Source organism: Erythrobacter epiphyticus (genome assembly GCF_034653295.1).
Lineage (GTDB): Bacteria > Pseudomonadota > Alphaproteobacteria > Sphingomonadales > Sphingomonadaceae > Erythrobacter.
Genome location: NZ_JAYEEU010000008.1, coordinates 156,217 through 182,092, shown reverse-complemented (window position 1 = coordinate 182,092; position 25,876 = coordinate 156,217). Strand labels below are relative to the sequence as shown.

At 65.3% G+C, this 25,876-nt stretch carries 27 protein-coding genes and 1 tRNA gene; 7 read left to right on the top strand and 21 right to left on the bottom strand.

Annotated features, from left to right (window positions below; translation table 11 throughout):
* Nucleotides 1-77 precede the first annotated feature (77 nt).
* The 4 genes from SOQ14_RS10440 to SOQ14_RS10425 are packed head-to-tail and all read right to left on the bottom strand — an operon-like array spanning nucleotide 78 to nucleotide 4,739.
* Nucleotides 78-1,280 (bottom strand): ABC transporter permease, encoded by a 1,203-nt coding sequence (locus SOQ14_RS10440; RefSeq protein ID WP_322898044.1) that lies wholly within the window; start codon nucleotides 1,278-1,280, stop codon nucleotides 78-80.
* Entirely contained in the window at nucleotides 1,229-2,380 is a 1,152-nt protein-coding gene (locus SOQ14_RS10435) for an ABC transporter permease (RefSeq protein ID WP_322898043.1), read from the bottom strand. The genes SOQ14_RS10440 and SOQ14_RS10435 overlap by 52 nt, the downstream gene beginning before the upstream one ends.
* Nucleotides 2,377-3,381, bottom strand: coding sequence for an HlyD family secretion protein (locus SOQ14_RS10430; RefSeq protein WP_322898042.1), 1,005 nt, complete (start codon nucleotides 3,379-3,381; stop codon nucleotides 2,377-2,379). Before SOQ14_RS10430 ends, SOQ14_RS10435 begins: the two co-directional genes overlap by 4 nt.
* Nucleotides 3,378-4,739: a TolC family protein gene (locus SOQ14_RS10425; protein WP_322898041.1), complete on the bottom strand. Its 1,362-nt coding sequence runs from the start codon at nucleotides 4,737-4,739 to the stop codon at nucleotides 3,378-3,380. The genes SOQ14_RS10430 and SOQ14_RS10425 overlap by 4 nt, the downstream gene beginning before the upstream one ends.
* A gap of 463 nt (nucleotides 4,740-5,202) precedes the next feature.
* Between SOQ14_RS10425 and SOQ14_RS10420 the strand changes: the two genes are divergently transcribed.
* From SOQ14_RS10420 to SOQ14_RS10410, 3 genes are all read left to right on the top strand, one after another.
* Complete coding sequence (locus SOQ14_RS10420) at nucleotides 5,203-6,252, top strand: BLUF domain-containing protein (RefSeq protein WP_322898040.1); 1,050 nt, start codon at nucleotides 5,203-5,205, stop codon at nucleotides 6,250-6,252.
* A gap of 185 nt (nucleotides 6,253-6,437) precedes the next feature.
* The gene (locus SOQ14_RS10415; RefSeq protein ID WP_322898039.1) at nucleotides 6,438-6,695 is read left to right on the top strand and encodes a hypothetical protein; all 258 of its coding nucleotides are present in this window, start codon (nucleotides 6,438-6,440) and stop codon (nucleotides 6,693-6,695) included.
* Nucleotides 6,696-6,776: 81 nt separating this feature from the next.
* Complete coding sequence (locus SOQ14_RS10410; RefSeq protein WP_322898038.1) at nucleotides 6,777-6,986, top strand: hypothetical protein; 210 nt, start codon at nucleotides 6,777-6,779, stop codon at nucleotides 6,984-6,986.
* A gap of 207 nt (nucleotides 6,987-7,193) precedes the next feature.
* Here SOQ14_RS10410 and SOQ14_RS10405 read toward each other — a convergent pair.
* Nucleotides 7,194-7,270 (bottom strand) — tRNA-Arg (locus SOQ14_RS10405).
* A gap of 135 nt (nucleotides 7,271-7,405) precedes the next feature.
* Entirely contained in the window at nucleotides 7,406-7,849 is a 444-nt protein-coding gene (locus tag SOQ14_RS10400; RefSeq protein ID WP_322898037.1) for a (deoxy)nucleoside triphosphate pyrophosphohydrolase, read from the bottom strand.
* 57 nt (nucleotides 7,850-7,906) lie between these two features.
* Here SOQ14_RS10400 and SOQ14_RS10395 point away from each other — a divergent pair, with 57 nt between their 5' ends.
* On the top strand, nucleotides 7,907-8,092 hold the full coding sequence (locus SOQ14_RS10395) for a Flp family type IVb pilin (protein WP_322898036.1): 186 nt from the start codon (nucleotides 7,907-7,909) through the stop codon (nucleotides 8,090-8,092).
* A gap of 115 nt (nucleotides 8,093-8,207) precedes the next feature.
* Nucleotides 8,208-8,387 (top strand): Flp family type IVb pilin, encoded by a 180-nt coding sequence (locus SOQ14_RS10390; protein WP_322898035.1) that lies wholly within the window; start codon nucleotides 8,208-8,210, stop codon nucleotides 8,385-8,387.
* Nucleotides 8,388-8,479: 92 nt separating this feature from the next.
* Here SOQ14_RS10390 and SOQ14_RS10385 read toward each other — a convergent pair whose 3' ends face one another.
* The 5 genes from SOQ14_RS10385 to SOQ14_RS10365 all read right to left on the bottom strand — a co-directional run bounded on the left by SOQ14_RS10385 (nucleotide 8,480) and on the right by SOQ14_RS10365 (nucleotide 13,997).
* Nucleotides 8,480-9,955 carry a M48 family metalloprotease gene (locus SOQ14_RS10385; protein WP_322898034.1) on the bottom strand — a complete coding sequence of 492 codons (1,476 nt, stop codon included), beginning with the start codon at nucleotides 9,953-9,955 and terminating at the stop codon, nucleotides 8,480-8,482.
* A gap of 129 nt (nucleotides 9,956-10,084) precedes the next feature.
* Nucleotides 10,085-11,029 carry an acetyl-CoA carboxylase carboxyltransferase subunit alpha gene (locus tag SOQ14_RS10380; protein WP_322898033.1) on the bottom strand — a complete coding sequence of 315 codons (945 nt, stop codon included), beginning with the start codon at nucleotides 11,027-11,029 and terminating at the stop codon, nucleotides 10,085-10,087.
* A 9-nt stretch (nucleotides 11,030-11,038) separates the two neighbouring features.
* Nucleotides 11,039-11,929, bottom strand: a complete 891-nt coding sequence (locus tag SOQ14_RS10375) for a tyrosine recombinase (RefSeq protein WP_322898032.1) — start codon at nucleotides 11,927-11,929, stop codon at nucleotides 11,039-11,041.
* Complete coding sequence (locus tag SOQ14_RS10370; RefSeq protein ID WP_322898031.1) at nucleotides 11,926-13,809, bottom strand: hypothetical protein; 1,884 nt, start codon at nucleotides 13,807-13,809, stop codon at nucleotides 11,926-11,928. Before SOQ14_RS10370 ends, SOQ14_RS10375 begins: the two co-directional genes overlap by 4 nt.
* The gene (locus SOQ14_RS10365) at nucleotides 13,806-13,997 is read right to left on the bottom strand and encodes a hypothetical protein (RefSeq protein ID WP_322898030.1); all 192 of its coding nucleotides are present in this window, start codon (nucleotides 13,995-13,997) and stop codon (nucleotides 13,806-13,808) included. Before SOQ14_RS10365 ends, SOQ14_RS10370 begins: the two co-directional genes overlap by 4 nt.
* 38 nt (nucleotides 13,998-14,035) lie before the next feature.
* Here SOQ14_RS10365 and SOQ14_RS10360 point away from each other — a divergent pair, with 38 nt between their 5' ends.
* Nucleotides 14,036-14,602, top strand: coding sequence for a shikimate kinase (locus tag SOQ14_RS10360; RefSeq protein WP_322898029.1), 567 nt, complete (start codon nucleotides 14,036-14,038; stop codon nucleotides 14,600-14,602).
* A complete protein-coding gene (gene aroB / locus SOQ14_RS10355) occupies nucleotides 14,593-15,711 on the top strand; it encodes a 3-dehydroquinate synthase (protein ID WP_322898028.1) in 1,119 nt (372 codons plus the stop codon). The genes SOQ14_RS10360 and aroB overlap by 10 nt, the downstream gene beginning before the upstream one ends.
* Here the strand turns inward: aroB and SOQ14_RS10350 are convergent.
* From SOQ14_RS10350 to mce, 10 genes are all read right to left on the bottom strand, one after another.
* Nucleotides 15,708-16,079 (bottom strand): tRNA-binding protein, encoded by a 372-nt coding sequence (locus tag SOQ14_RS10350; RefSeq protein ID WP_322898027.1) that lies wholly within the window; start codon nucleotides 16,077-16,079, stop codon nucleotides 15,708-15,710. The genes aroB and SOQ14_RS10350 overlap by 4 nt on opposite strands.
* Nucleotides 16,079-16,489, bottom strand: a complete 411-nt coding sequence (locus SOQ14_RS10345; protein WP_322898026.1) for a hypothetical protein — start codon at nucleotides 16,487-16,489, stop codon at nucleotides 16,079-16,081. Before SOQ14_RS10345 ends, SOQ14_RS10350 begins: the two co-directional genes overlap by 1 nt.
* A 5-nt stretch (nucleotides 16,490-16,494) precedes the next feature.
* Entirely contained in the window at nucleotides 16,495-18,549 is a 2,055-nt protein-coding gene (locus tag SOQ14_RS10340; RefSeq protein WP_322898025.1) for an ATP-binding protein, read from the bottom strand.
* 82 nt (nucleotides 18,550-18,631) lie between these two features.
* A complete protein-coding gene (locus SOQ14_RS10335; RefSeq protein ID WP_322898024.1) occupies nucleotides 18,632-19,045 on the bottom strand; it encodes a lysozyme inhibitor LprI family protein in 414 nt (137 codons plus the stop codon).
* Nucleotides 19,042-19,833 (bottom strand): heme-dependent oxidative N-demethylase family protein, encoded by a 792-nt coding sequence (locus tag SOQ14_RS10330; protein ID WP_322898023.1) that lies wholly within the window; start codon nucleotides 19,831-19,833, stop codon nucleotides 19,042-19,044. Before SOQ14_RS10330 ends, SOQ14_RS10335 begins: the two co-directional genes overlap by 4 nt.
* Nucleotides 19,830-20,684, bottom strand: coding sequence for an alpha/beta hydrolase (locus tag SOQ14_RS10325; RefSeq protein ID WP_322898022.1), 855 nt, complete (start codon nucleotides 20,682-20,684; stop codon nucleotides 19,830-19,832). The genes SOQ14_RS10330 and SOQ14_RS10325 overlap by 4 nt, the downstream gene beginning before the upstream one ends.
* A 109-nt stretch (nucleotides 20,685-20,793) precedes the next feature.
* Entirely contained in the window at nucleotides 20,794-21,804 is a 1,011-nt protein-coding gene (gene bioB / locus SOQ14_RS10320) for a biotin synthase BioB (RefSeq protein ID WP_322898021.1), read from the bottom strand.
* A gap of 370 nt (nucleotides 21,805-22,174) precedes the next feature.
* Nucleotides 22,175-24,418, bottom strand: a complete 2,244-nt coding sequence (gene scpA, locus SOQ14_RS10315) for a methylmalonyl-CoA mutase (RefSeq protein ID WP_322898020.1) — start codon at nucleotides 24,416-24,418, stop codon at nucleotides 22,175-22,177.
* Between the two features lie 104 nt (nucleotides 24,419-24,522).
* Nucleotides 24,523-25,308 (bottom strand): enoyl-CoA hydratase-related protein, encoded by a 786-nt coding sequence (locus SOQ14_RS10310; protein ID WP_322898019.1) that lies wholly within the window; start codon nucleotides 25,306-25,308, stop codon nucleotides 24,523-24,525.
* Nucleotides 25,309-25,422: 114 nt separating this feature from the next.
* Entirely contained in the window at nucleotides 25,423-25,875 is a 453-nt protein-coding gene (gene mce / locus SOQ14_RS10305; protein ID WP_322898018.1) for a methylmalonyl-CoA epimerase, read from the bottom strand.
* Between the last annotated feature and the right edge of the window lies 1 nt (nucleotide 25,876).

Genomic DNA, 25,876 nt, shown 5'->3' with positions numbered 1-25,876 from the left:
GCGTGATGAATGGCACGGCGCTGCTTGCCACAGGATGCAAGGGCCCATGCTGGTCTCCGCAGAGTAGGCCTATCGCCTCATGCGCTGCCACTCAGATCGCGCGCCGCTCGCACGGGCAGCGCAGGCAAGCCGCGGGGCGAAGTCCAGCGCCAGAACGCAAGGGCGCCAAAGATGGCAGCAAGCACCGCAAGATTGAAAAGCGCAGCGGCATAATCAGCTAGGCTGCCGCCCATCTGGTTGAGCCCCACCATCAGTTCGAGCCCCGGCGTCGTCGGGAACAGGCGGGCGAGCCACAGCACCGGTGCGGGCGTGGCCGCGGCCGGCCAGGTCAGACCCGACAGGAAGAACAGCGGCAGGGAAATGCCAAGTCCGAGCTGCAAGGGCCGCTCACGGGTGCGGAACAGGCTCGCCAGCAACAGCACCAGCGCCGCGGTCGCCGCAACAAACAGCATTCCGCCTGCAAGCACCTGCCACAGCGGCGCGGCGCCGCGCGGATAATCCTGCCACCAGAACACAAAGCCCGCGAACCAGCAGACCTGCACCATCGCAATCATCGCGGCGGCCAGTCCCAGCCCCGCGAACTGCGCCGGTGTGACGCTGAGCGGCGCGCCCAACCGCTCGCGCGCAGTGCCCGCCAGCAGCGCCAGCCCCAGCAGCAAGGACTGGTGCACGATCACGAAGGCGACCCCGGGAAACACCGCCGCGCCATAGCCTTCGCGGGTGTTGAACAGCGGCCGTGTCACCAATTGCATCGCGGGCGGTGCCCCGGGGCCAGCCGCGCGCGCTTGTTCAAACGCCGCTTCGCGCGCCGTGCTGCCCAGCGCAGCGCCGATCCCGCCCAAGGCGCTTGATGATCGCAACAGGTGCGCGCCGCTTCCGGTCAGCACGATCTGGCCGCTGCGCCCTTGCGCAATGGCGCGGGCATAGCCTTCGGGGATGAGGATCGCCGCGCTCGCCCGGTCGCTCGCTAGCCAACGTTCCGCCTCGGCGGGCGAGGCAAGGCTGGCGACGATCCGGCTCTGCTGGGTCGCGCCGGCGTGAATGATCAGATCGCGGCTTGCCGCCGTGCGATCCATGTCGACCACTACAACCGGCACATCCTCGACGATCTCCCCCGCATAGGCGCTCGGATAGAGCACCGCGTAAAGCAGCGGCGCACCCAGCAGCAGCAAAGCGGCGGCGCGATCCGCAAAGATGGCGGCGAAAACCGCGCGAAAGGCCGCCCACATCAGCGTCGCCCCCAATCTTGCGGGCTCCGGGATGCGCGCAGAAAGAGCCATGCCCCGGGCACACCGGTCACCAGCGTGATGATCGCGAGTGGCAAGAGCGGGGCTGCCGCGACAGAGGCTTCGGCTCCGGAGACCCAATCCAGCGCGATCAGCCGGGCAAAATGGGTAAAGGGCAGGATCTCGGCCCAGACCTTGGCAAAGCTGCTCGCCTGATCGACCGGAAAGATCGCTCCGGCGAAGGCAAAGGATGCCCCGGCGTAAAGCCCGGTGAGCGAAAGGCTCTGACTCATGCAGCGCGTCGCGCCAACGAGCAGCAGGGCAACCCCGGTATAGGCCACGAACATCGCAAGGTAGCCTGTCATCAGCAACGCCGGGCCGCCCGCCAGCGTCCAGCCGCGCAGCCCCGCCAGATAGGCTGTTGCGAGCGCGCCCCAGACCATGAAGGCGAGGACATAGGGCGCCGCCTTCCCCGCCATCGCGGCGAGATCGGGGCGCCATTCGGCCACGCTCGCATCGCGCAGCTCGCGCCCGAAGGCCGAGACCACTGCGAGCATGAACAGCAGGTGGAGCAAGGCGGGGTGGAGCAAGCTGACAAGTTGCTGCTCCTGACTCGCCGGCGCGTTGAAAGCGATGGCGGAGCTGGCCGCGAGCGGTGCGGCGCGCACCGTGCCCGGCGGCAGGACAGCCGCCATCTGTTCGATGGCAACGCGCCCATTGGCGGCGCCGATGATCCCCGCCAGCTCGCGCTGGATGGTCGATGACGCAGCCGAATGCGCCGCGTTGACAAAAAGCGTGATCTGGCCGCGCCCTTCAAGGGCACGCGCGGTTACCTCGCGCGGGATCAGCACGATCGCTTCGACCGCGCCTGCCCGCGCCATGCGTTCTGCCTCGGCCATGTCCTGCGCGTGATAGGCCAGCCGCAGGCCCGGCGCGCCTTCGATCCGGATAGCGAGATCGCGCGCCAGCGCACCGCGCTCCTGATCGACCAGCGCGACCGGAAGATCACGGATCACCCCTGCCGATAATTGCCACGCGATGATCGCGCACAACGCCAGCGGCAGCCATGTCAGCAGCGCCAGATCCCACGGATTGCGCGCCAAAAAGCGCAGTTCGCGTGCAAAACCGTGCGAAATCCGCGCAAAAACGCTCATTGCGGCCAGTCGAACAGCACCGACATGCCGGGGCGCAGGCCCTTGACCGGTTTGACCGGCGCCAGCCGCACTTCGAAGCCCTTGATGTCAAAGCCGCTCGATTGGCGGGTGGCGCGCCAGGTGGCGTAATCGCCCGCCGGAACCATGAAGGTCACACGGAACCGCGCCTGCGCGCCCTTCAGCGCCGGGATCGTGCCGCTGTATTCGCGCCCCATCGCCATGCCGCCCAGTTGATCCTCGCGTACGATCAGCGTGACCCACGGCGTCGCCGCCTCGGTGACATACATGATCGGGAAGCCCGCGCCGACCAGCTCTCCGGGCTGGGCGAGCCGCCGCCCGACTTCACCGCTGGCGGGCGCAAACACCTTGGTTTCCGCCGCCGCAATCGCCACCTCGGCCGCGACCCCGCGCGCCTGATTGGCCTGCGCCTCGGCCGCGCGCTTGTCCTCGCGCCGCGCGCCTTCGAGCGCGGTATCATACTGGGCACGCGCCGCGCGCGCTGCTTCGCTCGCCGCAATCATATTGGTGCGCGCCTCATCGCGCTTCTGCCCGGGCACCACGCCTTCTTCAGCGAGCCGATTGACGCGTTCAAAGGTCACCCGCGCCAGATCGGCTGCTGCCGCCGCGCGCTTCCACTGCGCTTCGGCAGCCGCGATTTCGGTTGCCCGCGCGCCGGCCTCAGCCTTGCTGGCCTGCGCCTCGGCGGCATCGACCACGGCATTGACCTGCGCTTCTTTCGCCGCGACTTCCGGACTATCGAGCGTGGCGAGCAATTGCCCGGCCGTGACTTGTTGTCCTTCCTCGACATGGATCTGGGCCAGCCGCGCGGTCACCTTGCTCGCGACCCGCAATTCGCGGGCATCAACGATCCCCTGCAATTGATCGGGCGCGGGCCGCCATGCGAGCCACAGGCCGAGCGCGATCAGCGCCAGCACCGCCACGCCTGCGGCTAGGATCAGCGGAGCCTTGCGCCCTGCTGGCGCCGCGTCAGCCTCGCTCATGACTGGCCTCCTGCCAAGGCGAGGTATTCGGGCAATCGCTCCATCTGGCCGCTCACTTCCATCAGATTGATCAGGGCATCGACATATTCATAGGCCGCCAGCGCCTGTTCGACACGCGCACTGGCGGCGAGCAGTTCCGCATCGGTGACATCGCGGCTGGTGCCCTGCAATTCGCGGAAAGCAAGACGCGCCACCCGCAAAGCCTCATCAGCCGCTGCAATGCTGCGCGCATAGAGCGCGTGGCGACGCCGCGCGTTCTCGGCGCGGTTGTGGGCAATCATCACCCCGGTTTCGATCTGGCTGCGGGCCTCGCGCGCCCCGGCGCTCGCCTGCGCTTCGGTATCGCGGGCAGCCGCCAACTGGCTACGGCGCCCGAGCCCGCTTGCCAGCTTGTATTTGATCCCCACCCCGAAAATGAAATCGGGATCGGTCAGCAGGGTGTTCTCACGATCGAGATTATACTGCGCCAAGGCATAGACGGTGGGCCGCAGGCTGGCGGCCTCGGCGGCGACTCCTGCCCCCGCCAGCGTGACGCTGGCATCCAGCTTGCGGATGGTGGGATGATCGTCCAGCGCAGTCGCGATAAATTCGCCGACCGGCGGCAGCGGCGCAGTCGGCACGGCGAGCGGGGTGGCAAGATCAGCCGGAGCATCGAGCCGCAGCAGGCCCATCACCCCGATTTCCGCCGCGGCAACATCACCTTCGGCCTTTTCCTGTTCGCGCATCGCCTGTTCCAGCGCGGCTTCGGCCTGCAAGCGCTGGACGCGGGCGATCTGCTGTTCGCGTTCGAGCGCGCGGGCATCAAGCACGTGCTGGCCGATGCCGTTGACGAGCGCGCGCCGCACGCTGAGCGCTTGGGCGGCAAGTTGCCGCCCGAAATAGGCCCGCGCCATCTGCGCCAACCCCTTGGCGGTGGTATCGTCGCGCGCGGCTTCCTCGATGGTGAGGCGGCTCGCCGCGCCGGTGCGCGCTGCATCCATCTGCCCGCCTGTGTAAAGCGGCATGGTCGCGGTGATGATCGGGCGCGAGACCAGCTCGCGGATGCGGAATTGCAGCGGATCATCAAGCCCGAAGGCGGCCCCGACATTGGCCAGCGGGCCAAGTGGCAGGAACAGCGTTTTCTGGAAGTCGAGCACCTGCGCTTCGATTTCGACCTCGGGGCGCCCGATGGTGCGCGTCGCCTGATAGCGCGCCGCGGCAGCGCGCACACCGGCATCGGCGGCATCAAGCGCGTCGGACTGCTCGACATAGCGCTGCTGCGCGGCTGCGTAGCTCAGGCTGGAAGGGTCTTGCGCCAGCGCTCCGCCCGCAAGGGCAAAGCTGCCAGCGCATAGGCCAAATGCGAGAAGTCTTGCCATTCCAGCATTACGCAGCCGGCTCGCCATCTATTCTGCCTTATCAGATGATCTGCATTGCAGGGATCGCGAAGTCTTGTTGCCGCACCCCGCCTTGTCTTTACAGTTTCGTGGCGGCGCTGCAACCGGCAAGGCACTTACCCGACCTTGAAGCCGATCTGGAGGAACCAACGCTGAGCAGTTGGAGCAGCCTCAAGCCCTTGCCCGAAGGGATGCTACGCCACAGATCATAGGCCGGGTTGCCCACGCTTGGCCATCAGCCGTGGTGCACAAAATCAGGCCAGCAGTGCTTGGCAATTGACGATCCGCACCGATTAGAGGACAATGGTTTATCGCGCTCCGTCCTGCTTAAGGCGTGCCGTAGCGTTCATAGATTGGCGGATGGGGATCGTCTGCCGGACCGCTTGGCAGTGCTTATGCGCTGCCCTGATTGCCGCGTATCCTCAAGGCTCACAAGGATGCGGCAATGCAAACAGCAACACATGACAGCACCACAGCGGCGAATGGCTGGATCGCCTGCCTCACCTACAAAAGCGTTGCCACAGCATCGCCCGGCGCGGGCGATCTGCAATCGCTCGTCACCAAGGCGCGCGCACGCAATCGCCGCCTTGGCATCACCGGGATGCTGGCCTTCGAGAATGGCTGTTTCTTCCAGACGCTTGAAGGCCCGCCCGCGCAGCTTGATCTGTTGTGGTCGTCGATCAAGCAGGACACCCGCCACAGCCATATCGACATCCTGAGCGAGCATGTCGTCACCTCGCGGCTGTTTTCCGAATGGGATCTGCTGATTGATGAACGCTTTCTCGATGTGCCTGCGGCGCGATCACCCACTCCGCCTGCGGTGGCAGAGCATATCGCGCGGATCGTGGCGCTGGCGCTCGATGGCGATGATATCCGACTCAACGCCCTGATCGCCGGCTTTGCGGATGAAGGCTGGACGGGCGATGCGGTGGTCTCGCTGCTGATCGAGCCGGCCGCGCGCGCGCTGGGCGATGTGTGGATGGAAGACGCTTGTAGCGCAATCGAGCTCACCATCGCGCTTTCGATGCTGCAATTGGCAGGCCACGCGGTGCGTTATGCACCGGCGAGCGAGATGATCCGGAAAAGCCGTTACACCATCATGCTCGCCACCGCGCCGGGTGAAAGCCACATGCTCGGCACCTCGCTGCTCGCCGATCAATTCACCGATGCGGGCTGGAAAGTCGAAATGGCCTTTCCGGAAAGCGAGCAGGCCTTGCTCAACCAGTTGGGCGCGCAGCAACCCGATGCGATGGATATCGGGCTCTCTGATGCCCTGCCGCGCCAGCACGCGCTGATTGATCTGCGCAGCGCCATCGCGCACAGTCGCTTGGCCGCGCTTGGCAGGCCGACAATCCTCTCGGTCGGTGGTCGCCTGTTCGCCGATGCCGCGGCCAGCGCCGCTTCAGTCGGGGCGGATTATGCCCGCAAAGGCATTGCCGGTTCGGCGATCCCGATTGCGGAACTGGTCCGGCAAAACCGCCAGCGCCAGCCTTAAATCGCTCGCCACGGTCGGGCGCGGTTGCATTCGCGCGATCAATCCCCATCTGCAAAGCTGCTACCGGCCGTAATCGACGGTTTCAGGCTTTCCCTAAGAAGAGCCGCTTCCTTTGCATTCCGACTTTTAGCCGCGCATGGCTGCGCGCCCTTCTGGCGCGCCGCGCGCGCATGGAGGAACGCGCCATGATGCACCTTGGTACGATTGCCAGCTATGGTATCACGGCCCGCACGGGCGTTATCTGTGCGCAAAGCAGCGGCGAGATGCTGCCCTTCCGGCAATCCGATCTCTCGCATTATTTAACCGCACCTATTGTCGGCGCTCGTTATGATTTCGAACGGCGCTGGATAAGCTGGGGCAGTCACCGCGCTGTCAGACTGCGACCTACCTCGCGCGACTTTGCCATCATGCCAAAGGAAGCCGCGCGGCGACAGCGCGGCTGACACCGGAACGCTTCTCACAAACCCCCACCTTCCGGCGCGCTGCTTTTGGGGCCCGTTGCTGGCTCAAGCAGGACACTTACTATGGATCTTAATCGTGAATACGCCGCCCACCAAAGGGCGCTGATGCATGCGGGCCTCGCTTCCAATGATGGCGACCGCAGCACAATCCTCGCCCATGCCGCACGGATTGCCGGCGGGATCAGCCAGTTTCAGCACGGGCTTGGCGCGGCTGCGGCCTGCGCCTGGAGCAAGGCCGAGATGACGAAGATGCTGGCGGCCACCTCCGCCTAGGCCAGAGGGCGCCGTAAATGCAACAAGCCGGGGCGGCAAACTGGCTGGCCACAACCGCTCGGCAAAGCCAAACTCAATCATGATGGGGAGCGCAGAGCACCTAGGCTCTAGACGCGGTTCCATAGTTTGCGAGAGGGGAGTCTGCGCCGCTGACTAGCTCGGCGCGGCTTTCGCAAGAGCCGCTCTTTCCGCAAAAAAGGGGAATGTTGGCGCACCCGAAAGGATTCGAACCTCTGACCCCCAGATTCGTAGTCTGGTGCTCTATCCAGCTGAGCTACGGGTGCGCGTTGAGGGGGCCGTCTAGGGGCAGGCGCTGCGCTTGGCAATCCCCTTTTTTGCCTGAACGGCCTTTGCTGTTTTGCGGCTTGGAGGCCCCGCCCCTTGCTGCGTCTAGCCGCGCGGGCCAGACACCCGCCGACCTACCAGAAAAGCCGCTCGGCAAGATCCCGATCCATCGGGGGCATCGGCAATCGCTGCACCTCCGCCGGGCTGAACCAGCCGATTTCCCCGCCCTCAAGCGCTTGCGGCGTGCCATGCCACGCGTCGACAATGTAAAGCATCAGGACAATGTCGGGCCTGCCTTCACCAGCGGCCTGCTCGGCAAAAAGGGCCGGTCTGCAAGCCTCGGCAAGCGGCGTGATACCGATCTCTTCCCCTAGCTCCCTGATCAGGCTTTCGACAGGCTTTTCAGTGTGTTCAACCTTGCCTCCGGGAAACTCCCAGAGGCCCGCGTAAGCCTTTCCTGGAGGTCTGCGGTGCATAAGGCAGTACCCTTCCGGATTCATCACAGCACCCGCAACAACCGGGAGCCACGTGCGCGAAGCGTCGGTATTTTTTTCAACTTCGCGATCGGGCTCAACCATTTGTTAATTCTCTCAGGTGATTTTGCGATGGTCTGGAACGGATAAACGGGGGTGACAATGGACTGGAAGGAAATGATCGCAAAGATCTGGCACGACCAGACCGGCGCCACAGCCGTTGAATACGGGCTGATACTAGCTGTCATCTTTCTTGCGATGGTTACCGCTCTCGAAGGGTTCGGGCAAAGCTTTGACCAGCTTTGGACGCAAACCACTCAAGTGCTCGCGACTGCGATCAGTGCATAAGCGAAACCAACTGGAGCGTTAGCAAAATTTCAAGAAATGAAATCTAGGACGTTAATTGCTTGACCATGACAGGGGCGGGCAAGGGTACCAAAGACGACATACCAGGAGACTAGACATGACCTTCATCAACAAGCTGATCCGCGACGAAGCCGGCGCCACCGCCATCGAATACGGCCTGATCGCCGCTCTTATCGCTGTCGCCGCGATCGCCGGCATGGGCGCCCTCGGCACGCAGCTGGGCACGACCTTCAACGGCGTTAGCAACACGCTGACCACCGCGAACGCCAACGCGTAACCAATCGCAATAGGTTCGAAAACCAAGCGGCGGGGAGCAATCCCCGCCGCTTTTCTTTTGTGCTCTCATAATTACGCCAAAAGAGAGCGCTCCTATCGTCCGCGCACCACCAGCTTGACCCGCTGTCCGGGCACCACTTCCTCACTCGCGCCGAGCGCATTCAACACGCGGAATCGTTCAACCTGCGCGCTGGGGTAGTCCATCCGCCGTGCAAGGCTTGCCACCGTATCGCCCCGCGCGGCAGTCACCACCTGGATACGCCGCGGCACCACGCCTGACGCTTCAGCCTGCGTGATCCGGCGCATTGATCCGAACATCGGGTTGAACACCGCGCCGCGCCCGGCTGGCGTGATCGCGGCAAAGTGATAGGCCCGATCCCGTGCGAATTCATAGGCCACCACCGTCACATCGACCGGGCCATTATTGTTGTTGACCCGCGCGGTGCCAATCGCTGCGGGCAAGCCGTTGATCGTGGTGCGTTGCAGATTGGCCGGAGCGAGATTGCTGTTCTGACCGCCGATCGCGGCAAAGGCCTGCCGCACATAGGCATCGAGATCGCCGCCATAGGGCGCCATCGTCATCTGTGCCTGTCCGCCCTGCCCGTTGATGCTGACCGCCCGCGTGCTGTTCACCATGATGAAGCCCTGCGGCGCGGTGAAGGACAGCATCAATTCGGGATGCACGAAGCGGCTGCCTTCGATCACACCCTGCGCAGGATCATCGCCATAGAGCAGCCCGTCGATCCGGGTGAGAAACGTGTCGCGGTTGGTGGCGCTGCCCGAGAAGCCTTGCGCCTTTGTCGCCGCGGTGCGCACCCGGCTTGCCGGATCAGGGTGAGTCGAAGCCCATTCGGGCACGCTCGCATTGCGGCCCTGCAGCCGCGCATCCAGCGCGTTCTGCGCCGCAAGGCTCGCCAGCACCGTGCTCATCGCGCGCGGATCATAACCCGCGCGGCTGAGGTACGCGATGCCAAGATCATCAGCCTCCAGCTCCTGCTTGCGCGAGAACTTGAGCGTAAGCATCTGCGAGCCTTGCAGGAAGGTGCGCGAGAGCAATTCTCCGCCTGCCGAATTGCCGAACAGCAACGACGATCCGATTGCCCCCAGCAAGCCGAAGATCGAATTGCGGGTCGCGGCTTCCTGGCGGCGCTGCGAATGGCGTGCGGCGACATGGCCGACTTCATGGCCCATCACACCCGCCAATTCCGCTTCATTGTTCATCAACGTGACCAGTTGCCGCGTCGTGTAGACATAGCCCCCCGGCACCGCGAAAGCATTGTGCACGGGGGAATTGAGCAAGGTGACGGTGAACGCACTTTCGGCATTCGCAAGGCCAGATTGGAGCGCGATCTTCTTACCCACCTGCTCGACATATTGCGCGTGGCGCCCGGTCATCGCACCGCCGAATTCGGCAACGAATTGCGGGTGATATTGCGCACCCAATTTGGCTTCTTGCGGGGTAATCGGCGTCGAGGCCGAAGCCACTTGCGCCCCGCCCATGCAACCCGTGTGCACCAACGCAAGCGGCGCGGCTGCCCATGCAAGTATCATGCGATTTTTGCGCGTCATCGGCGTTCCTCCGGCCCCATGTTCAGACGGGTAGCGCTATGGAACATCCCGCCTTGCCTGCAGATGACTAACGTCATCCGTCAATCAAGGGCAAGTATCAGCGGAGAAAAGCCGCCGAGTGGTGGCTATTCAGCCGCCAATCGCAAGGAAACGGGCCTCGCGCGCCGCGACCAGCGCTTCGGCCGGCTTGCCCGACAAGGCATCAAGTTCCTCGACGATCGCATCGCCGAGCATGCGCGCGGTTGCTGCCGGATTGCGATGCGCCCCGCCAACGGGTTCCTTCACGATCCGATCGATCACGCCAAGGCGCTTGAGATCCTGCGCCGTCACCTTCATCGCCTGCGCGGCATCGGGGGCCTTTTCCGAGGTGCGCCACAGGATCGAGGCGCAGCCTTCAGGCGAAATCACCGAATAGACCGCATGCTCAAGCATGAGCACGCGTTCGGCACTCGCCAGCGCGACGGCCCCGCCCGATCCGCCCTCGCCCACGATCACCGCCACCATCGGCACCGGCAAGGCAAGACAGGCCTCGGTCGAACGGGCGATTGCTTCGGCCTGCCCGCGCTCTTCCGCCTCGATACCGGGGAAGGCACCCGAGGTATCCACCAGCGTCACCACCGGCAGGCCAAAGCGGCCCGCCAGTTCCATCAGGCGGATCGCCTTGCGATAGCCCTCAGGCTTCCCCATCCCGAAATTGTGGCGAATGCGGGTCTGCGTATCATGGCCTTTTTCGTGCCCGATCAGCATGATGCGGCGGCCATTGATCTTGGCAAAGCCGCCCATGATCGCCTCGTCATCGCCGAACAGCCGATCCCCGCCCAAGGGAACGAATTCCTCGAACGCATGGGCGACATAATCGCGGAAATGGGGGCGGAGCGGATGGCGGGCCACCTGCGTCTTCTGCCACGGCGTCAGCGAGGCATAGGTGCTGGCGAGCAGATCATTGCTCTTGGCCTCAAGCCGGGCAATCTCGTGCGCGACATCGACGTCATGCAGCGCGTTGACACCGCGCAGCTGGCTGATGCGCTCTTCAAGCTGCGCGACCGGCTTCTCGAATTCGAGGTAGGAAATCATGCGCCACCGCTAGTCCGATGTTGCCTTTGTGGCAAGCGGGTGGCGCTGATTGACCAGTGTAACCAGCCTTGCCGCATCAACGTGGGTGTAAATCTGCGTCGTCGCGATATCCGCATGGCCAAGCAGGGTCTGCAAGACTCGCAAATCCGCCCCACCTTCGAGCAGATGGGTGGCAAAGGCATGGCGCAGCACATGGGGGCTCACTTTTGCCGGATCGAGCCCCGCTCGCAGCGCCAAGGCCTTCACTTGCTGGAACAGGCTGACGCGGGAGAGATGGCCAAGCCGCCCGCGGGAGGGAAACAGGAACCGCGATGCCGGATCGGCAGGCCGCAGTGCCAGCCAGGCCTGCACCGCGGCCAGTGCGCGGTCCCCCACCGGCACCATCCGCGCCTGCCCGCCCTTGCCCATCACAGTCAGGAATGGCGCATCGCGCGGCACCGCATTGCGCGGCAGGGCGACCAACTCGCTCGCGCGCAGACCCGAACCATAGAGCAGTTCAATCAGGGCAAGCAGCCGGACGGCATCGGGCTTGCCGCTCCCCGCTTCCATCTCTGCCCGATCGAACAGCACTGCGATATCGCCATGGCTGAGTACTTTGGGGAGCGGGCGGCGCGTGCGCGGTGATGGCAAGGCGCCCGAAGGATCATCGCCGCGCCAACCTTCGTCCACCGCAAAGCCAAAGAACTGCCGCAGCGCCGAGGTCTTGCGCGCGACGCTGGCTGGTGCGAGCCCGGCCCACGCCCCCGCCAGCCGCGCAACATCCGCACGCGTGGCCGCCACAAGATCGCCGATTTCCTCCTCCGCGCCCGCAAGATCGCGGGCATAGGCCGCCAGCGTGTTCGCCGCAGCCCCGCGTTCCGCGGCCAGCATCGCAAGAAACGCTTGCGTGGCCGCGCTCATCCGCTGCGCGCGACAGCCTCGGCCGCAATCATCCGCGCTTCGGGCTCAAGACCGACCCGGCGCAGCGCCGAAGTGATGTGGTAGAGATGCAGCGGGGTCATCTGCTGCCAGCTATCACCCTGCATGCCGAGCCCTGCCAGCAACACCACCAGCGCCGCATTGTCGACCGCGGCCGCGCGGGTGATGGCCCGGGTCCAGCGGGTCTGCCGGGTCAAGCCTGCCTCGAAGGTGTCGCCAAGCGCGGTGGCATCGTCAGCGCTGATCCGTTCGAGCCCGGCGAGCCCAGCCACCAGCAAGGCGGCCCGGCGCGGTGAATAATCGCTGCCAAAATCCTCAACCGCGCTCTGGCTGACAGTAACCCGCTGCGCCTGGGCAAGCGCGATCAGGGCCCAGCCCAGGCTGCCCGGCTCGACAAAATTGCGCCATGCGGCGGCATCGCGATCGAGCCCTGCTGTCAGCATCGATCCGATCAGCTCGCCCGCATCATCCGCGTGATCCGCCGAGGCGGTAATCCGCGCCGCCGCATAGGCTGTCAGCACCCGCGCGCCATAGCCATCGGCACTGGTCACCGAACCGGCATCCTCCCAGATCTGTTTCATGGCCGCGATGCGCGCCGCCGGAGCGCGCGCCGTATAGGCATCGCGCAAGAGCCCGGCGCGGGTCGCCGCATCGCTTTCGCCCGCAGGCTCGGCGTATAGCTGGCTGTAGAGATCAACCATCGCCGCTGCTGACAGGATGCCTTCGCTCGCCGCGCGCGGGGCAAACCGCACACGCTCTGCAAAAGGCAGCGTCGGCAGCACCGCTCCGGCGCGGGCGTAATAGGCCCCGCCCGGCTTGGTCAGCGCTTCGTCCACAAGATTGGCGGGCACGGGTTCGCCAAGCGCATGCGCGAGGCCAAAGCGCCACGGATTGAGATCAGACACCCCCTGCCATTCGATCTCGACAGCACGGCGGCCACGGCCCGCCGCCCCTGCATAGCGACGCGCCAACAGGACATCGATTCGCGGCGCAATGCCTTGGCCGAGCGCACGATCGAGCTGCGTTGCCGCCAGCGCGCTTTCCCCGGCATAGGCATTGCAAATCGCCTGCCACATTTTCCACTGCGCATCCTCGCGCACCGAGCCTTGCAAGCGCACGGCCGGACAGGCCCCCGTCATGTCGCCGGTTGCCATATATGCCACCAGCGCCTGTTCGGTCAGCGCGCCGTTCCAGTCATTGGTGTCGATATCCTGCGCCAGCGCGCGGGTGATGGTGTATTCGCCAATCGCGTTGAGCGCCCCTGCACGCAGCGCCGCGAAATCAGCCGGGTCCATGCCGAGCGGCGCCGCCAGACGGCTCGCCAAAGCGCGCCGCAACAGAATGTGGCCCCAGCGCGAGACCAGCGGGCCTCTGGTGCCGCCCAGCGCTGCCCGCACCAGACTTTCCGGCTGATTGGCGAGCGAGAGCGGCGGCAGGCCACCTTCGCTTACCGACAACAGCCCGACCCGCGTCAGCGTGCGGCGCGCGCCGGGCGGGATATCGAATTTGGGCTTGAGACCGAGCAATTCGTCGATCTCGTCAGTCGACATGTTCTCGATCTCGTCAAGGCTCGGCAGCCGGGCAAGCTCCTCACGCGGAAGCGTGGGCAGCGGCGGAAGATCGGCCGGCAGCGGCGCAGGCAAAGGCTGCACCGTCGCGCCGGGCGGTGCGTTCGCCGGGCCTGCGGGCGCGCCCTGCTGCGGCGTCGGCGCTGGTGTCGGCGTGGCGACAGGATCATCAAAGCCCGGCGGCAGGATCGATTGCGGCGCGCTTTGCGCAACGGCAAGGCTGGCCAGCGCGGAGGCACAGGCCGCGCCGCTTAGACCCGCAAGGGCGATCTGGATCGTCCGGCGCGCGCTCATGCGGCAGCATTCCCGCTGGTCGCGGGCAAGGTCACGCTTTCGCTGATCGGCCGCAAGGCGCGCTCACCGCCATCAATCCAGGCAAGGCCGAGCGCGGCGAGCACAAGCCCGGCCACCAGCAGCCCCAGCCGCCGCTTGGCAGCGGTGCGTGGAGCGGAGCGGACAACAGACGAGCGCAAAACAGACATGTTGCGCGGGCTCTAGCCCATCTATAGGCCTTGCGGCAATGACCGCGACACGACCTTTGAACGATCTCGATCTGGCCCGCATTGCCCGGCGTATTGATCGGCCGGTTGTGCTGGTGGGCTTGATGGGCGTGGGCAAATCCACCGTCGGGCGCAGGCTTGCCACGTTGCTGCAACGGGATTTCGTCGATGCCGATGATGCCATCGCCGCCGCTGCCCAGCTCACCATTCCCGAGATTTTCGAACAATTCGGCGAACCTTACTTCCGCGATGGCGAACGCCGCGTGATCGCCCGCCTGATCGAGGAAGGCCACGGTGTGATCGCCACGGGCGGCGGGGCCTTTGTCGATCCGGCAACGCGCGCGCTGATCCTCGAACGCGCCATAGCGGTGTGGATTGATTGCGATGTGGCGACGCTGGTCCAGCGCACGGCACGGCGCAATTCCCGCCCGCTGCTCAAGAATGGCAATCCACGCGAAATCCTGACCCGGCTGGCCGAAGAGCGCGGCCCGCTCTATGCGCAGGCGCCCATCAAGGTGTTAAGCGAGAACGGCCCGCATGATCTGACCGCGCGGCGCATAATCGAGGCGATTGATCAATGGCTGTAATTCCTGTCGCGCTGGCCGGGCGCGCGTACGAAGTGGTGATCGAGCAAGGGGTGCTCGCGCGGCTTCCCGCTGTCGCGACGCACTTTCTGGCCTCCTACACAGGGGCACGCAAGGTGCCCTGCGTGGCCGATACCACCACCCACCGGCTGTATGGCGCAGGGCTGGAGACGAGCCTTGCCGCCCATGGCTTTGCCGCCGATTGGTTCATCGTTGAACCCGGCGAAGCGGCCAAAAGCTGGCCCGTGCTCGAAAGATTGACGGATTGGCTGCTTGGCCTCGGTGTCACGCGGTCGGACCATGTCTTGGCGCTCGGGGGCGGAGTGGTCGGTGATCTTGTCGGCTTTGCCGCAGCCATCACCAAGCGCGGGGTGGGATTTGTGCAGATCCCGACAACGCTGCTCGCGCAGGTCGATTCGTCGGTCGGCGGCAAGACAGCCATCAACACCGCAGCGGGCAAGAACCTGATCGGGGCGTTCCACCAGCCCGGCCTTGTGCTGATCGATCCGCTGGCGCTCGATACCCTGCCCGATCGCGAGATGCGCGCCGGTTTTGCCGAGGTGCTGAAATATGGTCTGCTGGGTGATGCGGCGTTTTTCGGCTGGCTCGAAGCGAACGCCGCCAAGGTGCTCGCGCGTGAACCCGCCGCGCTCGAACATGCCATCGCCACCAGCATCGCAATGAAGGCACAGATCGTCGCCGAGGATGAACGCGAAACGCGCGATCGCCGCGCACTGCTTAATCTCGGGCACACCTTCGGCCACGCGCTGGAGGCGGAAACAGGCTTTTCCGATCGCCTGCTCCATGGCGAGGCGGTGGCGCTCGGCATGGCCTTGGCGGCGCGCTATTCCGCCCGGCGCGGCACGATTTCAGGTGCGGACGCTGCCCGGGCGGTCGAGGCTATCGCGGCAGCGGGCCTGCCTGCGCGGATGGCAGAACTCGGGCTCGCCTGCGACGGGGCGGCGCTTGTCGAGCACATGCGCCACGACAAGAAGGCGGAAGGCACCACCCTGCCCTTCCTGCTGCTGCGCGCGCTGGGTGAAGCCTATGTCGCGCGCGATGTCGATCTGGCGGATCTTGCCGTGTTTCTCGATCAAGAGCTCGTGGCCTAAAAGAGGCGCGAACCATCCGGCACTTTGACATCGGGCGCGAACAGCACCACCTCGCCCGCGGCATCGGCAAATCCCAGCGTCAGCACTTCGGACATCGCCGGGCCGATCTGGCGCGGCGGGAAATTGACCACCGCCGCCACCTGCCGCCCGATCAGTTCGTCGGCGTGGTAATTGGCGGCGATCTGCGCGCAGCTTTTCTTCTCGCCGATCACCGGGCCGAAATCGATCCGCAGCCGGTAGCTGGGCTTGCGCGCCTCGGGGAATTCCTCTGCCGCCACGATCGTCCCGATGCGAATATCGACCTTGAGGAAATCATCAAAACCGATTTCGTCAGCGGCAGGCGCAGCGGGATCGTGGCGAACGTGCATTATTCGGGCGTGGCGAGGCGCAGGTTTGCCAATTGCCGCACCGAACGCGCGCCGCGTTCATCGCCTTTGACGGCGAGACGATAGGGGCCATCTTCGGGATTGAGCGCCGCACCATTGCAAGTCGTCGCGACGATTACCTGTGCTTTGCCAAGAAGCGGGTCAAGCTCACCCAGACTGAACACCACACGGTAGCCATCACGGGCTTCAGCAATCACGACCATGCTGAGTGCCGCCCCCCGCATCGCGGAACGCGACGGGGCGCCCATCCGCGCCGCCACATCGGCCAGAAGCGGCCCGGTGCACACCTGCTCTTTACCGTGAAAGGTGAGAGCGATCTCGCTGGTGGGCAGGCCTTCCAGCAAGGCTGGCTCCACCGCCACGGCTGCTCCCAGGGCCAGAACCGACAGCATAAGGCCTACTCCATCTCGAGGATCACCGCATCGACCGCGAGGCTTTCGCCCTCCGCCGCATTGATCTTGGCGATCACGCCTTCCTTTTCTGCGCGCAGGATGTTCTCCATCTTCATCGCCTCGACCGTGGCCAGCGGCTGGCCGGGCTGCACCGTCTCCCCTTCGGCGACATGCAGCTTCACCAGCATCCCGGGCATCGGGCAGATCAGCAGCTTGGAAAGATCGGGCGGCACCTTTTCGAGCATCAGGCTTTCGTGCCGGGCGAGCCGCTGCGGGATCACCAACGCGGTGTGCGCGGCGCCGCGGGTGGTGACCTTCCACTGGTTGCCCTGCCGCTCGACGATAAGGCCGAGCTTGTGCTCTGGCCCGTCGCCGACGCGGCCGGTCGCCTCGGCCTGCACCATGCCGGGGCGCCAGGTGCAGGTGCCCTCGACTCGCACGCCATCAACCATCGCATGGCCTTCGCCAAGCGTGACTTGGAACCGCTCGTCGCCCAGCTTCACCAGCCATTCGCTCGTCACCGGCTGCGGGCCGTCAAGCTGCCCGGTGATGTGCCGCGCGCGCGATTGCAGCGAGAATTCATTGCCTGCGCACACGGCCGCGAGGATGCGCTTCAGATCATCCGAAGTCGCCGCGCCGTGGAAGCCTTCGGGATATTCCTCGGCGATGAAGCCGGTGGTGAGCTCGCCCGAGCGGAAGCGCGGGTGCTGCATGATTGCGCTGAGGAAATCGACATTGTGGCCGAGCCCCTTGATGCGGAAATTGTCGAGCGCCTCGATCTGGAGATCGGCCGCCTCGTCGCGGGTCGGCGCCCAGGTGATCAACTTGGCGATCATCGGATCGTAGAAGCGCGAGACTTCGCCGCCTTCGTAAACGCCGTCATCGACACGGACCGAGCCCTTGCCCCGCGCCACGCCCCGGCGCGCCTTGCCCGCGACAGTCTCGTCCTCGCTCCAACCGCGGAGCGGCGGCTGATAATGCACCAAGCGCCCCGTGGAAGGCAGAAATCCGCGATAGGGGTCTTCGGCATAGACGCGGTTTTCGATCGCCCAGCCGTCGATGCCGATATCGTCCTGCGTCATCGCCAGCTTCTCGCCCGCCGCGACGCGGATCATCTGCTCGACGAGGTCGATGCCGGTGATCGCCTCGGTGACGGGGTGTTCGACTTGCAAGCGGGTGTTCATTTCGAGGAAATAAAAGCTCTCCCCCGTCGGGTCCGCGCCCGAGACGATCAGCTCGACCGTGCCCGCTGAGTAGTATCCGACTGCCCGCGCTAGAGCGACGCATTGCTCGCCCATTGCCTTGCGCATCTTGGGCGTGACGAAGGGCGACGGCGCTTCCTCGACCACCTTCTGGTGGCGGCGCTGGATCGAGCATTCGCGCTCATTGAGGTAGAGGATATTGCCGTGCTGGTCACCGAGGATCTGGATCTCGATGTGGCGCGGGTTGAGGATGAACTTCTCGATGAAGACGCGGTCATCGCCGAAGGAGTTGAGGCCCTCGCGCTTCACGCTCTCGAAGCCTTCGCGCACGTCGGCCTCGCTATAGGCGAGGCGCATCCCCTTGCCCCCGCCGCCAGCGCTGGCCTTCATCATCACCGGATAGCCGATCTCGTTCGCAATGCGCACCGCGTGTTCGGTATCCTCGATCTCGCCAACGAAGCCTGGGACGACGTTGACGCCCGCTTCCTTGGCAAGCTTCTTGGATTCGATCTTGTCCCCCATCGCCGCAATCGCGCCCACCGGCGGGCCGATGAAGGCGATGCCCTCCTTCGCCAGCGCCTCGGCAAAGGAGGTGCGTTCCGAGAGGAAGCCATAGCCGGGGTGGACGGCCTCGGCCCCGGTCTGCTTGCAGGCGGCGATGATCTTGTCGGCGATCAGATAGGATTCCGCCGCGGGCGAAGGCCCGATATGCACCGCCTCGTCCGCCATCGTCACGAAGGGCGCGCGCGCATCAGCATCGGAATAGACCGCGACGGTCTTGATCCCCATTTTCCGCGCGGTGGTGATGACCCGGCAGGCGATCTCGCCGCGGTTGGCGATGAGGATTTTCGAGAACAAGCGCAGTCTCCCGGCAGGCTTTGAATATCGGGCCACAGCCTATGGCGTGGCTCATGAAAATGCGCAACCTAGCTGATTTGTGTCAGCCACCAGACTGCGCGATGAGGTCCTTGAGCTGCTGGGTGCGGGCCTGTGTGAGACGTGCCTTGCAGGTCGCAACCAGCAGTGGCTCAAGGCTGCCGCCGCGCGCGGCATATCCATCCACGCGGCACTGCGCGTCACGATAGCGCAGCCATGCGCGCTGCCCTTCGAGCAAGCTCTTGAAGAAGCCGGGGCGCGTATCCGCCGAGCCGAGCGCGGCCCATTCAACATCGCGCTGCTTCATCACGGCGGCCGTGATGGCCCACTGGGCGTTGAGCGCGGCATCGGCGCGCGCATAGTCCTGTCCGGCGCACCAGTTCATCTCGGCCTGCACCTGCGGATCATCGCAGTTCCAGCCGGGCACGGGCGGCTGCGCGGACTGGGCAAGCAGCGGGAGGATCAGCGTGGCGATCATGCGGCGTTCCTTTCGGCGTAAGCGATAAGGCTTGCAGCATAGGCGGGCGCGCCGCGCCGGTCACCCTCGCCGCTGACAAGGGTCTGCACCGCCTTGCCGAGCATGGCGATATTGGCGGAAGAGAGTTTGCCGAGCGGCTCGACATAGATGCCGATAGTGAAAAGGATCGCGCCTGTCTGCGGCAGACGGCGCAGGGTCTGGCGTTCGGAGCGCACGAACAGCGTCTCGCCTGCGTTGTGCGGCGTCACATGGGCGAAGGCTTCTTGCGGCGGGCGGTCAGGGAGCCAGCGGCGCTCACCCGTCGCCGCGATGAACCAGTTGCAGCGGGCGTAGATTTGCCCTGCGCGCAGGGTTTCCATGAAGCGGTCGACCCCGGTGGCGAGTTGTTCCTCATAGCCCGCAATCGGCGCGTGGAGTGCGCGCAGGGGCAGACCGATCTTCTCCGCCGGGTGCCAGTCCGAAGGCCATGCCACGGCTGCACCGATCAGGCGGTAGACCGCCTCGCCCTCGCGCTGCGTCAGCAGGCACAGGTCTTCGTGGACGGTGAGCGCGGCTTCGGGGAGCGCGCCATCCACGCCGAGCATGGCGGCGAGCTCGCGGCCCGGTGCGTCCACCTCTGGGGTGAGCTGCGCCCCTTGCGGCCAATCGGCGAACCCCGCCGCGCGCGCCGCCAGATCGGGCCGAGGCTGGAGCCAGTCGCACTCCTCCAGCTTCACCAGCCCCATGCGCAACTGCCCGCCCCCGCGCGCCTTGGGGAGCAGGGTATCGACGGAGAAGCCGAGGCTCATCCTCCGTCCCCGCCTTGCCGATCACACCGCAACACCATGCCATACTCGTCCAGCCAGTCGGCCTTGGTCGGCAGGAGATATTGCAGTGCCTCGGGTAGCAGTCCGTGGAGCGCGGTGGCGTGGCGCAGGTCCTTGCGGCGGTCGGAGAAGCAGAAGGGCTGGTTTTGCGGGAGCGCCGCGAGCAGGCGCTCCATCCCGCTCTCGGTCGTCCCGCCCTCGTCGGCGAGGCTGAGGTAGAGCGGGGGCCGTTGCTGATCGCCGAGCGGGCGGCGGCTCAAGGCCTCGAAGTCCCATTGCAGGCTGGGGGAGATGGCGGCGTAGCCGGTGAAGAGGTCAGGGTCTTGCAGCCAGGTTTCGACCACGAAATGCCCCGCCGCGCTCTCGCCCACCAGAAAGGCCGTGCCGTCATGGCGATAGCGCGCCTCGATCATCGGCTTGGCGGTGTTTGCGATCCACGCACGGAAGGCCGCGCTCTCACCTGCGGTCGGGTAGCGCTGGCGCTCGGCGGGGTCTTGCGTTGCGGGCAGAAGTTCGCGCTGGCGGTCCTTGGTCTCGATCCCCACGATGATCGCATCAGCGCTGCGGCCCCACAGCGCGTTCCACCGCAGCAGGCCTACGCCCATCATCAGGTCCTGCGCCATCGCCCCGTCGAGCTGGTAGACCACCGGCCAGCGCTTCTCGGGGTCTTTGGCGTAGTCGGGCGGGAGGATGATGTTGACGCTGCGTTCAGCGCCAAGCACCTCAAGCGTGACGGTTTCGCCAATGGTGAGGGGTTGCGGTGAGGGCTCAGGTTCAGCGCTGGCCGCTGCCGCAGCGGCGAAAAACGGTAAAAGGAACAGAGAGAGCGACATCCTCAGTTCGTCATTGCGAAGAGCCACAGGCGACGCGGCAATCCAGAGCGTGTTGCGTGCCGCTCTGGATTGCTTCGCTTCGCTCGCAATGACGAGAAACACATCTTATTCACTCCGCCGGAACCGTTGCCTTGCGGGCCCGCGCGGGCTCCTCGCCCTTGAGCGCCGTCAGGCCAAGCTTGGCAAACAGCGCGCCGTCCTTGTCGTCACCCGCATTGGGCGCGGTCAGGAGCTTGTCGCCGGTGAAGATCGAATTGGCGCCCGCGAGGAAGCACAGGGCTTGCGTCGCCTCGGACATCGACTCGCGCCCCGCCGATAGCCGCACCATCGCGCGCGGCATGGTGATGCGGGCGACCGCGACCGTGCGAACGAACTCGATATCGTCGATCTTCGCGAGCGGCGTGTTGGCGAGCATGTTGCCGAGCACCGTGCCCTTGACCGGCACCAGCGCATTGACCGGCACGCTCTCCGGATGCTGCGGCAGGGTCGCGAGGGTGTGGACGAACCCCACCCGGTCCTCGCGCGTCTCGCCCATGCCGACGATCCCGCCGGAGCAGACATTGATCCCCGCCTTGCGGACGTGATCGAGCGTGTCGAGCCGGCACTGGAAATCGCGGGTGGAGATGACGCGCTCGTAATACTCGGGCGAGCTGTCGATATTGTGGTTGTAGTAATCGAGCCCCGCCTCCGCCAGCATTGCGGCCTGATGCGGTTCGAGCATCCCCAGCGTCATGCAGGTTTCAAGGCCCATCGCCGAGACGCCCTTCACGATCTCGACGATCGCGGGCATGTCGCGGTCCTTCGGATTGCGCCACGCCGCCCCCATGCAGAAGCGCTGCGAGCCGGCGTCCTTCGCCTGCGCCGCGCGCTGGAGCACCGCCTGCACGTCCATCAGTTTTGTGGCTTCCACGCCGCTGTCGGCATGGACCGATTGCGAGCAATAGCCGCAGTCCTCGGGGCAACCGCCGGTCTTGATGCTGAGCAGGGTGCACAGCTGGACTTCGGTCGCGGGGTGAAACTCGCGGTGGACGCTGGCGGCCTGGAACAGCAGCTCGGTGAACGGCAGGTCGAAGAGGGCCGCGATTTCGGCGCGGGTCCAGTCAGTGCGGGGGTGGGTCATAATTAGTCTCATTCTTGTCGGGATCTATCGCAATGGTCGCCAATCGCTCAACTGGCTGCTTCCCGCCAAACCAAGGGACAGCCATCAAATTGCGTCGCGTCTATCACTTTGAAAATCGTAGTTTTACCCGTGAAATACACGCAGCCATATCGGTCGAGTATCGGGAAGTTTCGGGAGTCCGTAACATACGGACCCTTCGGTAGAAATTGCTCTTCTATCAGAAGTTTATTGTGGCTGATCAGCAGATAGGCTTCTCCAAGAAGTATCAGTGCAAAGCATGTCAAAGCCATGGATTTTAGTAGTCGACGCCTTTTGATCGAGGGCACTCTGTTTTGCGCAGCTTCCGGCTTGCCAAGAGGCACGTCGACGCTCACTCCGCCGCCTCGTCCAGCCCCTCGCCGAGTGGCGGCATGTTGTGGCCGAGCAGCACGAGGATATCCGCCGCGCATTCCACCACGTTCGAGCCCGGGCCGTAGATCCCCTGCACCCCCGCCTCGCGCAGGAAGTCGTAGTCCTGCGGGGGGATAACGCCGCCCGCTGTGACCTTGATATCGCCGCGACCGGCCTCGCGCAGGAGCCGGATCAGTTCGGGGATCAGGGTCTTGTGGCCCGCGGCGAGGCTCGATGCGCCGACCACGTCGACATTGTGTTCGAGCGCCATCGCGGCCGATTCCTGCGGAGTCTGGAACAAGGGCCCGGAGATCACCTCGAAGCCCATGTCGCCGAACGCAGACGCGATCACGTTCGCGCCGCGGTCGTGGCCGTCCTGACCCATCTTGGCGATCATGATGCGCGGCTTGCGGCCCAAGCGGCGGCCCACGGCTTCCACGCCATCGGTCACCTGCGCCCAGCGGCGGTCGAATTCGTACGCGCTCTTGTAGACGCCCGTGACCGGGGCGGGAGTGGCATCGTGGCGGCCGAAGACCTCTTCCATCGCCGAGGAGATTTCGCCCAGCGTCGCGTCGGCGCGGGCGCATTCGATGGCAAGGGCAAGGAGGTTATGCTCGAACCCCGTTCGCCCTGAGCCTGTCGAAGGGCCGTTCTTTTCTTCGGAAGAGTAGGACGGTGCTTCGACAAGCTCAGCACGAACGGAAGTGGTGCGGCACCCCTCGGTCAGCGCCGCCAGCGCCGCGCGGCAGGCGGCTTCGTTCCGGCCTTCGCGCACCTTGGCGAGGCGGGCGATCTGGCCCGCGCGCACCTTCTGGTTGTCGACTTCGAGTGTCTCGAGCGCGTCTTCGCTTTCCTTGCGGTACTTGTTGACGCCGACGATCACCGTCTCGCCCTTGTCCACCTTGGTCTGCTTCTCCGCTGCCGCCCGCTCGATCGCGGCCTTGGGCGCGCCGGTGGCGACGAAGGCGGTCATGCCGCCCGCCGCATCGACCTCTTCGATCAGCTTCCACGCCTCGTCGACGAGGGTGGAGGTCAGAGCCTCGATATAGTGCGAGCCGCCGAGCGGATCGACGACGCTCGTGATCCCGCTTTCCTCCTGCAAAACGAGCTGGGTGTTGCGGGCGATGCGGGCGCTGAAATCGGTGGGGAGCGCAATCGCTTCATCGAGCGCATTGGTGTGGAGCGACTGCGTGCCGCCCAGCACCGCCGCCATCGCTTCCACCGTGGTGCGGATGACGTTGTTGTAGGGGTCCTGCTCCTGCAAGCTGACGCCGGAGGTCTGGCAATGGGTGCGCAGCATCTTGGAGCGCTCGTCCTTCGCCCCCAGCCCGTCCATCACCCGCCACCACAAGGTCCGCGCGGCGCGCAGCTTGGCGATCTCCATGAAGAAGTTCATGCCGATGCCGAAGAAGAAGCTGAGGCGCCCGGCGAAGGCGTCGATGTCCAGCCCCGCCGCCATCGCGCGCTGGGCATATTCTTTGCCGTCGGCGATGGTGAAGGCGAGCTCCTGCACCGCCGTCGCCCCGGCCTCGTGCATGTGGTAGCCGCTGATCGAAATGCTGTTGAATTTCGGCATATTGGCCGAGGTATAGGCAATGATGTCGGAAATGATCCGCATCGAAGGCTCGGGCGGGTAGATATAGGTGTTCCGGACCATGAACTCCTTGAGGATGTCGTTCTGGATGGTCCCGTCGAGCTTCTCCTGCGACACGCCCTGACGTTCAGCGGCGACGATGAAGAAGGCCAGCACCGGGATCACCGCGCCGTTCATCGTCATCGAAACGCTCATGGAATCGAGCGGGATCTGGTCGAACAGGATCTCCATGTCCGCGACCGTGTCGATCGCCACGCCCGCCTTGCCGACATCGCCGACGACGCGCGGGTGATCGGAATCGTAGCCGCGGTGGGTCGCAAGGTCGAAGGCGACCGACAGGCCCTTCTGCCCCATCGCCAGATTGCGGCGGTAGAAGGCGTTCGATTCCTCGGCGGTCGAGAAGCCCGCATATTGCCGGATCGTCCACGGGCGGCCTGCATACATCGACGCCTTCACGCCCCGGGTGAAGGGCGCAAAGCCGGGAAGACCGGGGTCGAAGCCCGCGTGATCTTCCGCCGTATAGAGCGGCTTGATCGCGAAGCCCTCGGGCGTGTGCCAGGTGAGGTCGCGGCCCTTCACTTCTTTGGCGGCAAGGGCGTTCCAGTCGGAGAGGGTGGGTTTCTGGGTCATCGGATTACCATTTCCGTTCGTGTCGAGCGAAGTCGAGACACCGTTGTGTGGTATCTCGACTGCGCACTGCGTGCTCCGCTCGATAGGAACGGAGATGGGCGCGATTAGTGCCCCTTGAACTCGGCCTTGCGCTTCTGGAGGAAGGCCATGCCGCCCTCCATCGCGTCCTTGGTCGCACCCGCGATCCGCTGGCCCTCGGCCTCGGCGAGCAGCACCATCTGGAGGTTCTGGTCGAGCGCGGTGGCGATGTTGCGCTTCATCTGGGCGTAGGCGATGGTCGGGCCGTTGGCGAGCTTCTCGGCGAGCGCGCGGGCCTCGGTCATCAGGTCGGCATCCTCGACGCACTTGTAGACAAGGCCCCACTCCTCGGCCTGCTGCCCCGAAATCTTTTCGCCCAGCATCATCATGCGCGTCGCGCGCGCGCGGCCGATGGCGCGGGTGAGCAGCCAGGTCGAGCCGCCATCGGGCACGAGGCCGATGTTTACGAAGGCCTGGAGGAAGTAGGCGCTCTTCGCCGCGATGGTGAAATCCGCCGCCAGCGCGAGCGAGCAACCCACCCCCGCCGCCGGACCATTGACCGCGCAGATCACCGGCACGCTCGCGCGCACCACCTGGCTGATCGCCGGGTTGTAGTGGTTGATCAGCGCCTCGTGGCTCCCGCCCTTGCCGCCCAGCGCCGAGCCCGAGCCGCGCGCCGAAAGGTCCGCGCCCGAACAAAAGCCCTTGCCCTCGCCGGTGATCAGCACCGCGCGCGCATCGCCGAGATCGTAGAACGCCTGTCCCAGTTCGTCCGCCATCTGCGGCGGCATGGCGTTGAGCCGCTCGGGCCGGTTCAGGGTGATGGTGAGCAGCGGGCCGTCACGTTCGACGCGGATGGTTTCGTAGGACATTTTTCTAACCTCTCTCTCACGTCATCCCGGCCCCCGAGCCGGGATCCCGCTATCTTTGGCCGAGGTGACAAAAGGAAGCGGGACCCCGGATCAAACCCGGGGAGACGAATTCATTCAATTCGACCAGTGCGTGCCCTCTTTGGGCGTCTCCATGATCTCGGTAAGCATGCCGCCCATGTCCTTGGGATGGACGAAAAAGATAGGGGTGCCGTGCGCGCCGATGCGCGTGGGGCCAAGGATGCGCTTGCCGAGCGCCTCGAATTCCGAGCGCGCCTCGGCGATGTCGGGCACCTCGAAGCACAGGTGATGCTGGCCGCCGAGCGGGTTCTTGGCGAGGAAGCCCGCGAGCGTGGAGTTCTCCCCCAACGGCTCGATCAGCTCGATCTGGGTGCCGTTCAATGCACCGTCCGCACCGGGCGTGTCGACGAAGCAGACCTTCACGCCCTGCTCCTCAAGATCGAAGGGCGTGTGGATCTTGGTCGCGCCCATGACGTCGCGGTAGAAGGCGATCGAGTCCGCGATGGAGGGCGTGGCGACCCCGATGTGGTTCAAGCGGCCGAGTTTCATT

Coding starts and splice junctions, on each gene's coding strand:
- SOQ14_RS10335 (WP_322898024.1), bottom strand. CDS start 19,045: ATGATCGCCACGCTGATCCTCCCGCTGCTTGCCCAGTCCGCGCAGCCG.
- mce (WP_322898018.1), bottom strand. CDS start 25,875: ATGAAACTCGGCCGCTTGAACCACATCGGGGTCGCCACGCCCTCCATC.
- SOQ14_RS10380 (WP_322898033.1), bottom strand. CDS start 11,029: ATGATTTCCTACCTCGAATTCGAGAAGCCGGTCGCGCAGCTTGAAGAG.
- SOQ14_RS10310 (WP_322898019.1), bottom strand. CDS start 25,308: ATGTCCTACGAAACCATCCGCGTCGAACGTGACGGCCCGCTGCTCACC.
- SOQ14_RS10325 (WP_322898022.1), bottom strand. CDS start 20,684: ATGTCGCTCTCTCTGTTCCTTTTACCGTTTTTCGCCGCTGCGGCAGCG.
- scpA (WP_322898020.1), bottom strand. CDS start 24,418: ATGACCCAGAAACCCACCCTCTCCGACTGGAACGCCCTTGCCGCCAAA.
- SOQ14_RS10415 (WP_322898039.1), top strand. CDS start 6,438: ATGATGCACCTTGGTACGATTGCCAGCTATGGTATCACGGCCCGCACG.
- SOQ14_RS10395 (WP_322898036.1), top strand. CDS start 7,907: ATGGACTGGAAGGAAATGATCGCAAAGATCTGGCACGACCAGACCGGC.
- aroB (WP_322898028.1), top strand. CDS start 14,593: ATGGCTGTAATTCCTGTCGCGCTGGCCGGGCGCGCGTACGAAGTGGTG.
- SOQ14_RS10375 (WP_322898032.1), bottom strand. CDS start 11,929: ATGAGCGCGGCCACGCAAGCGTTTCTTGCGATGCTGGCCGCGGAACGC.
- SOQ14_RS10440 (WP_322898044.1), bottom strand. CDS start 1,280: ATGGCTCTTTCTGCGCGCATCCCGGAGCCCGCAAGATTGGGGGCGACG.
- bioB (WP_322898021.1), bottom strand. CDS start 21,804: ATGACCCACCCCCGCACTGACTGGACCCGCGCCGAAATCGCGGCCCTC.
- SOQ14_RS10435 (WP_322898043.1), bottom strand. CDS start 2,380: ATGAGCGTTTTTGCGCGGATTTCGCACGGTTTTGCACGCGAACTGCGC.
- SOQ14_RS10360 (WP_322898029.1), top strand. CDS start 14,036: ATGACCGCGACACGACCTTTGAACGATCTCGATCTGGCCCGCATTGCC.
- SOQ14_RS10400 (WP_322898037.1), bottom strand. CDS start 7,849: ATGGTTGAGCCCGATCGCGAAGTTGAAAAAAATACCGACGCTTCGCGC.
- SOQ14_RS10345 (WP_322898026.1), bottom strand. CDS start 16,489: ATGCTGTCGGTTCTGGCCCTGGGAGCAGCCGTGGCGGTGGAGCCAGCC.
- SOQ14_RS10410 (WP_322898038.1), top strand. CDS start 6,777: ATGGATCTTAATCGTGAATACGCCGCCCACCAAAGGGCGCTGATGCAT.
- SOQ14_RS10330 (WP_322898023.1), bottom strand. CDS start 19,833: ATGAGCCTCGGCTTCTCCGTCGATACCCTGCTCCCCAAGGCGCGCGGG.
- SOQ14_RS10430 (WP_322898042.1), bottom strand. CDS start 3,381: ATGAGCGAGGCTGACGCGGCGCCAGCAGGGCGCAAGGCTCCGCTGATC.
- SOQ14_RS10390 (WP_322898035.1), top strand. CDS start 8,208: ATGACCTTCATCAACAAGCTGATCCGCGACGAAGCCGGCGCCACCGCC.
- SOQ14_RS10425 (WP_322898041.1), bottom strand. CDS start 4,739: ATGGCAAGACTTCTCGCATTTGGCCTATGCGCTGGCAGCTTTGCCCTT.
- SOQ14_RS10370 (WP_322898031.1), bottom strand. CDS start 13,809: ATGAGCGCGCGCCGGACGATCCAGATCGCCCTTGCGGGTCTAAGCGGC.
- SOQ14_RS10350 (WP_322898027.1), bottom strand. CDS start 16,079: ATGCACGTTCGCCACGATCCCGCTGCGCCTGCCGCTGACGAAATCGGT.
- SOQ14_RS10385 (WP_322898034.1), bottom strand. CDS start 9,955: ATGACGCGCAAAAATCGCATGATACTTGCATGGGCAGCCGCGCCGCTT.
- SOQ14_RS10365 (WP_322898030.1), bottom strand. CDS start 13,997: ATGTCTGTTTTGCGCTCGTCTGTTGTCCGCTCCGCTCCACGCACCGCT.
- SOQ14_RS10420 (WP_322898040.1), top strand. CDS start 5,203: ATGCAAACAGCAACACATGACAGCACCACAGCGGCGAATGGCTGGATC.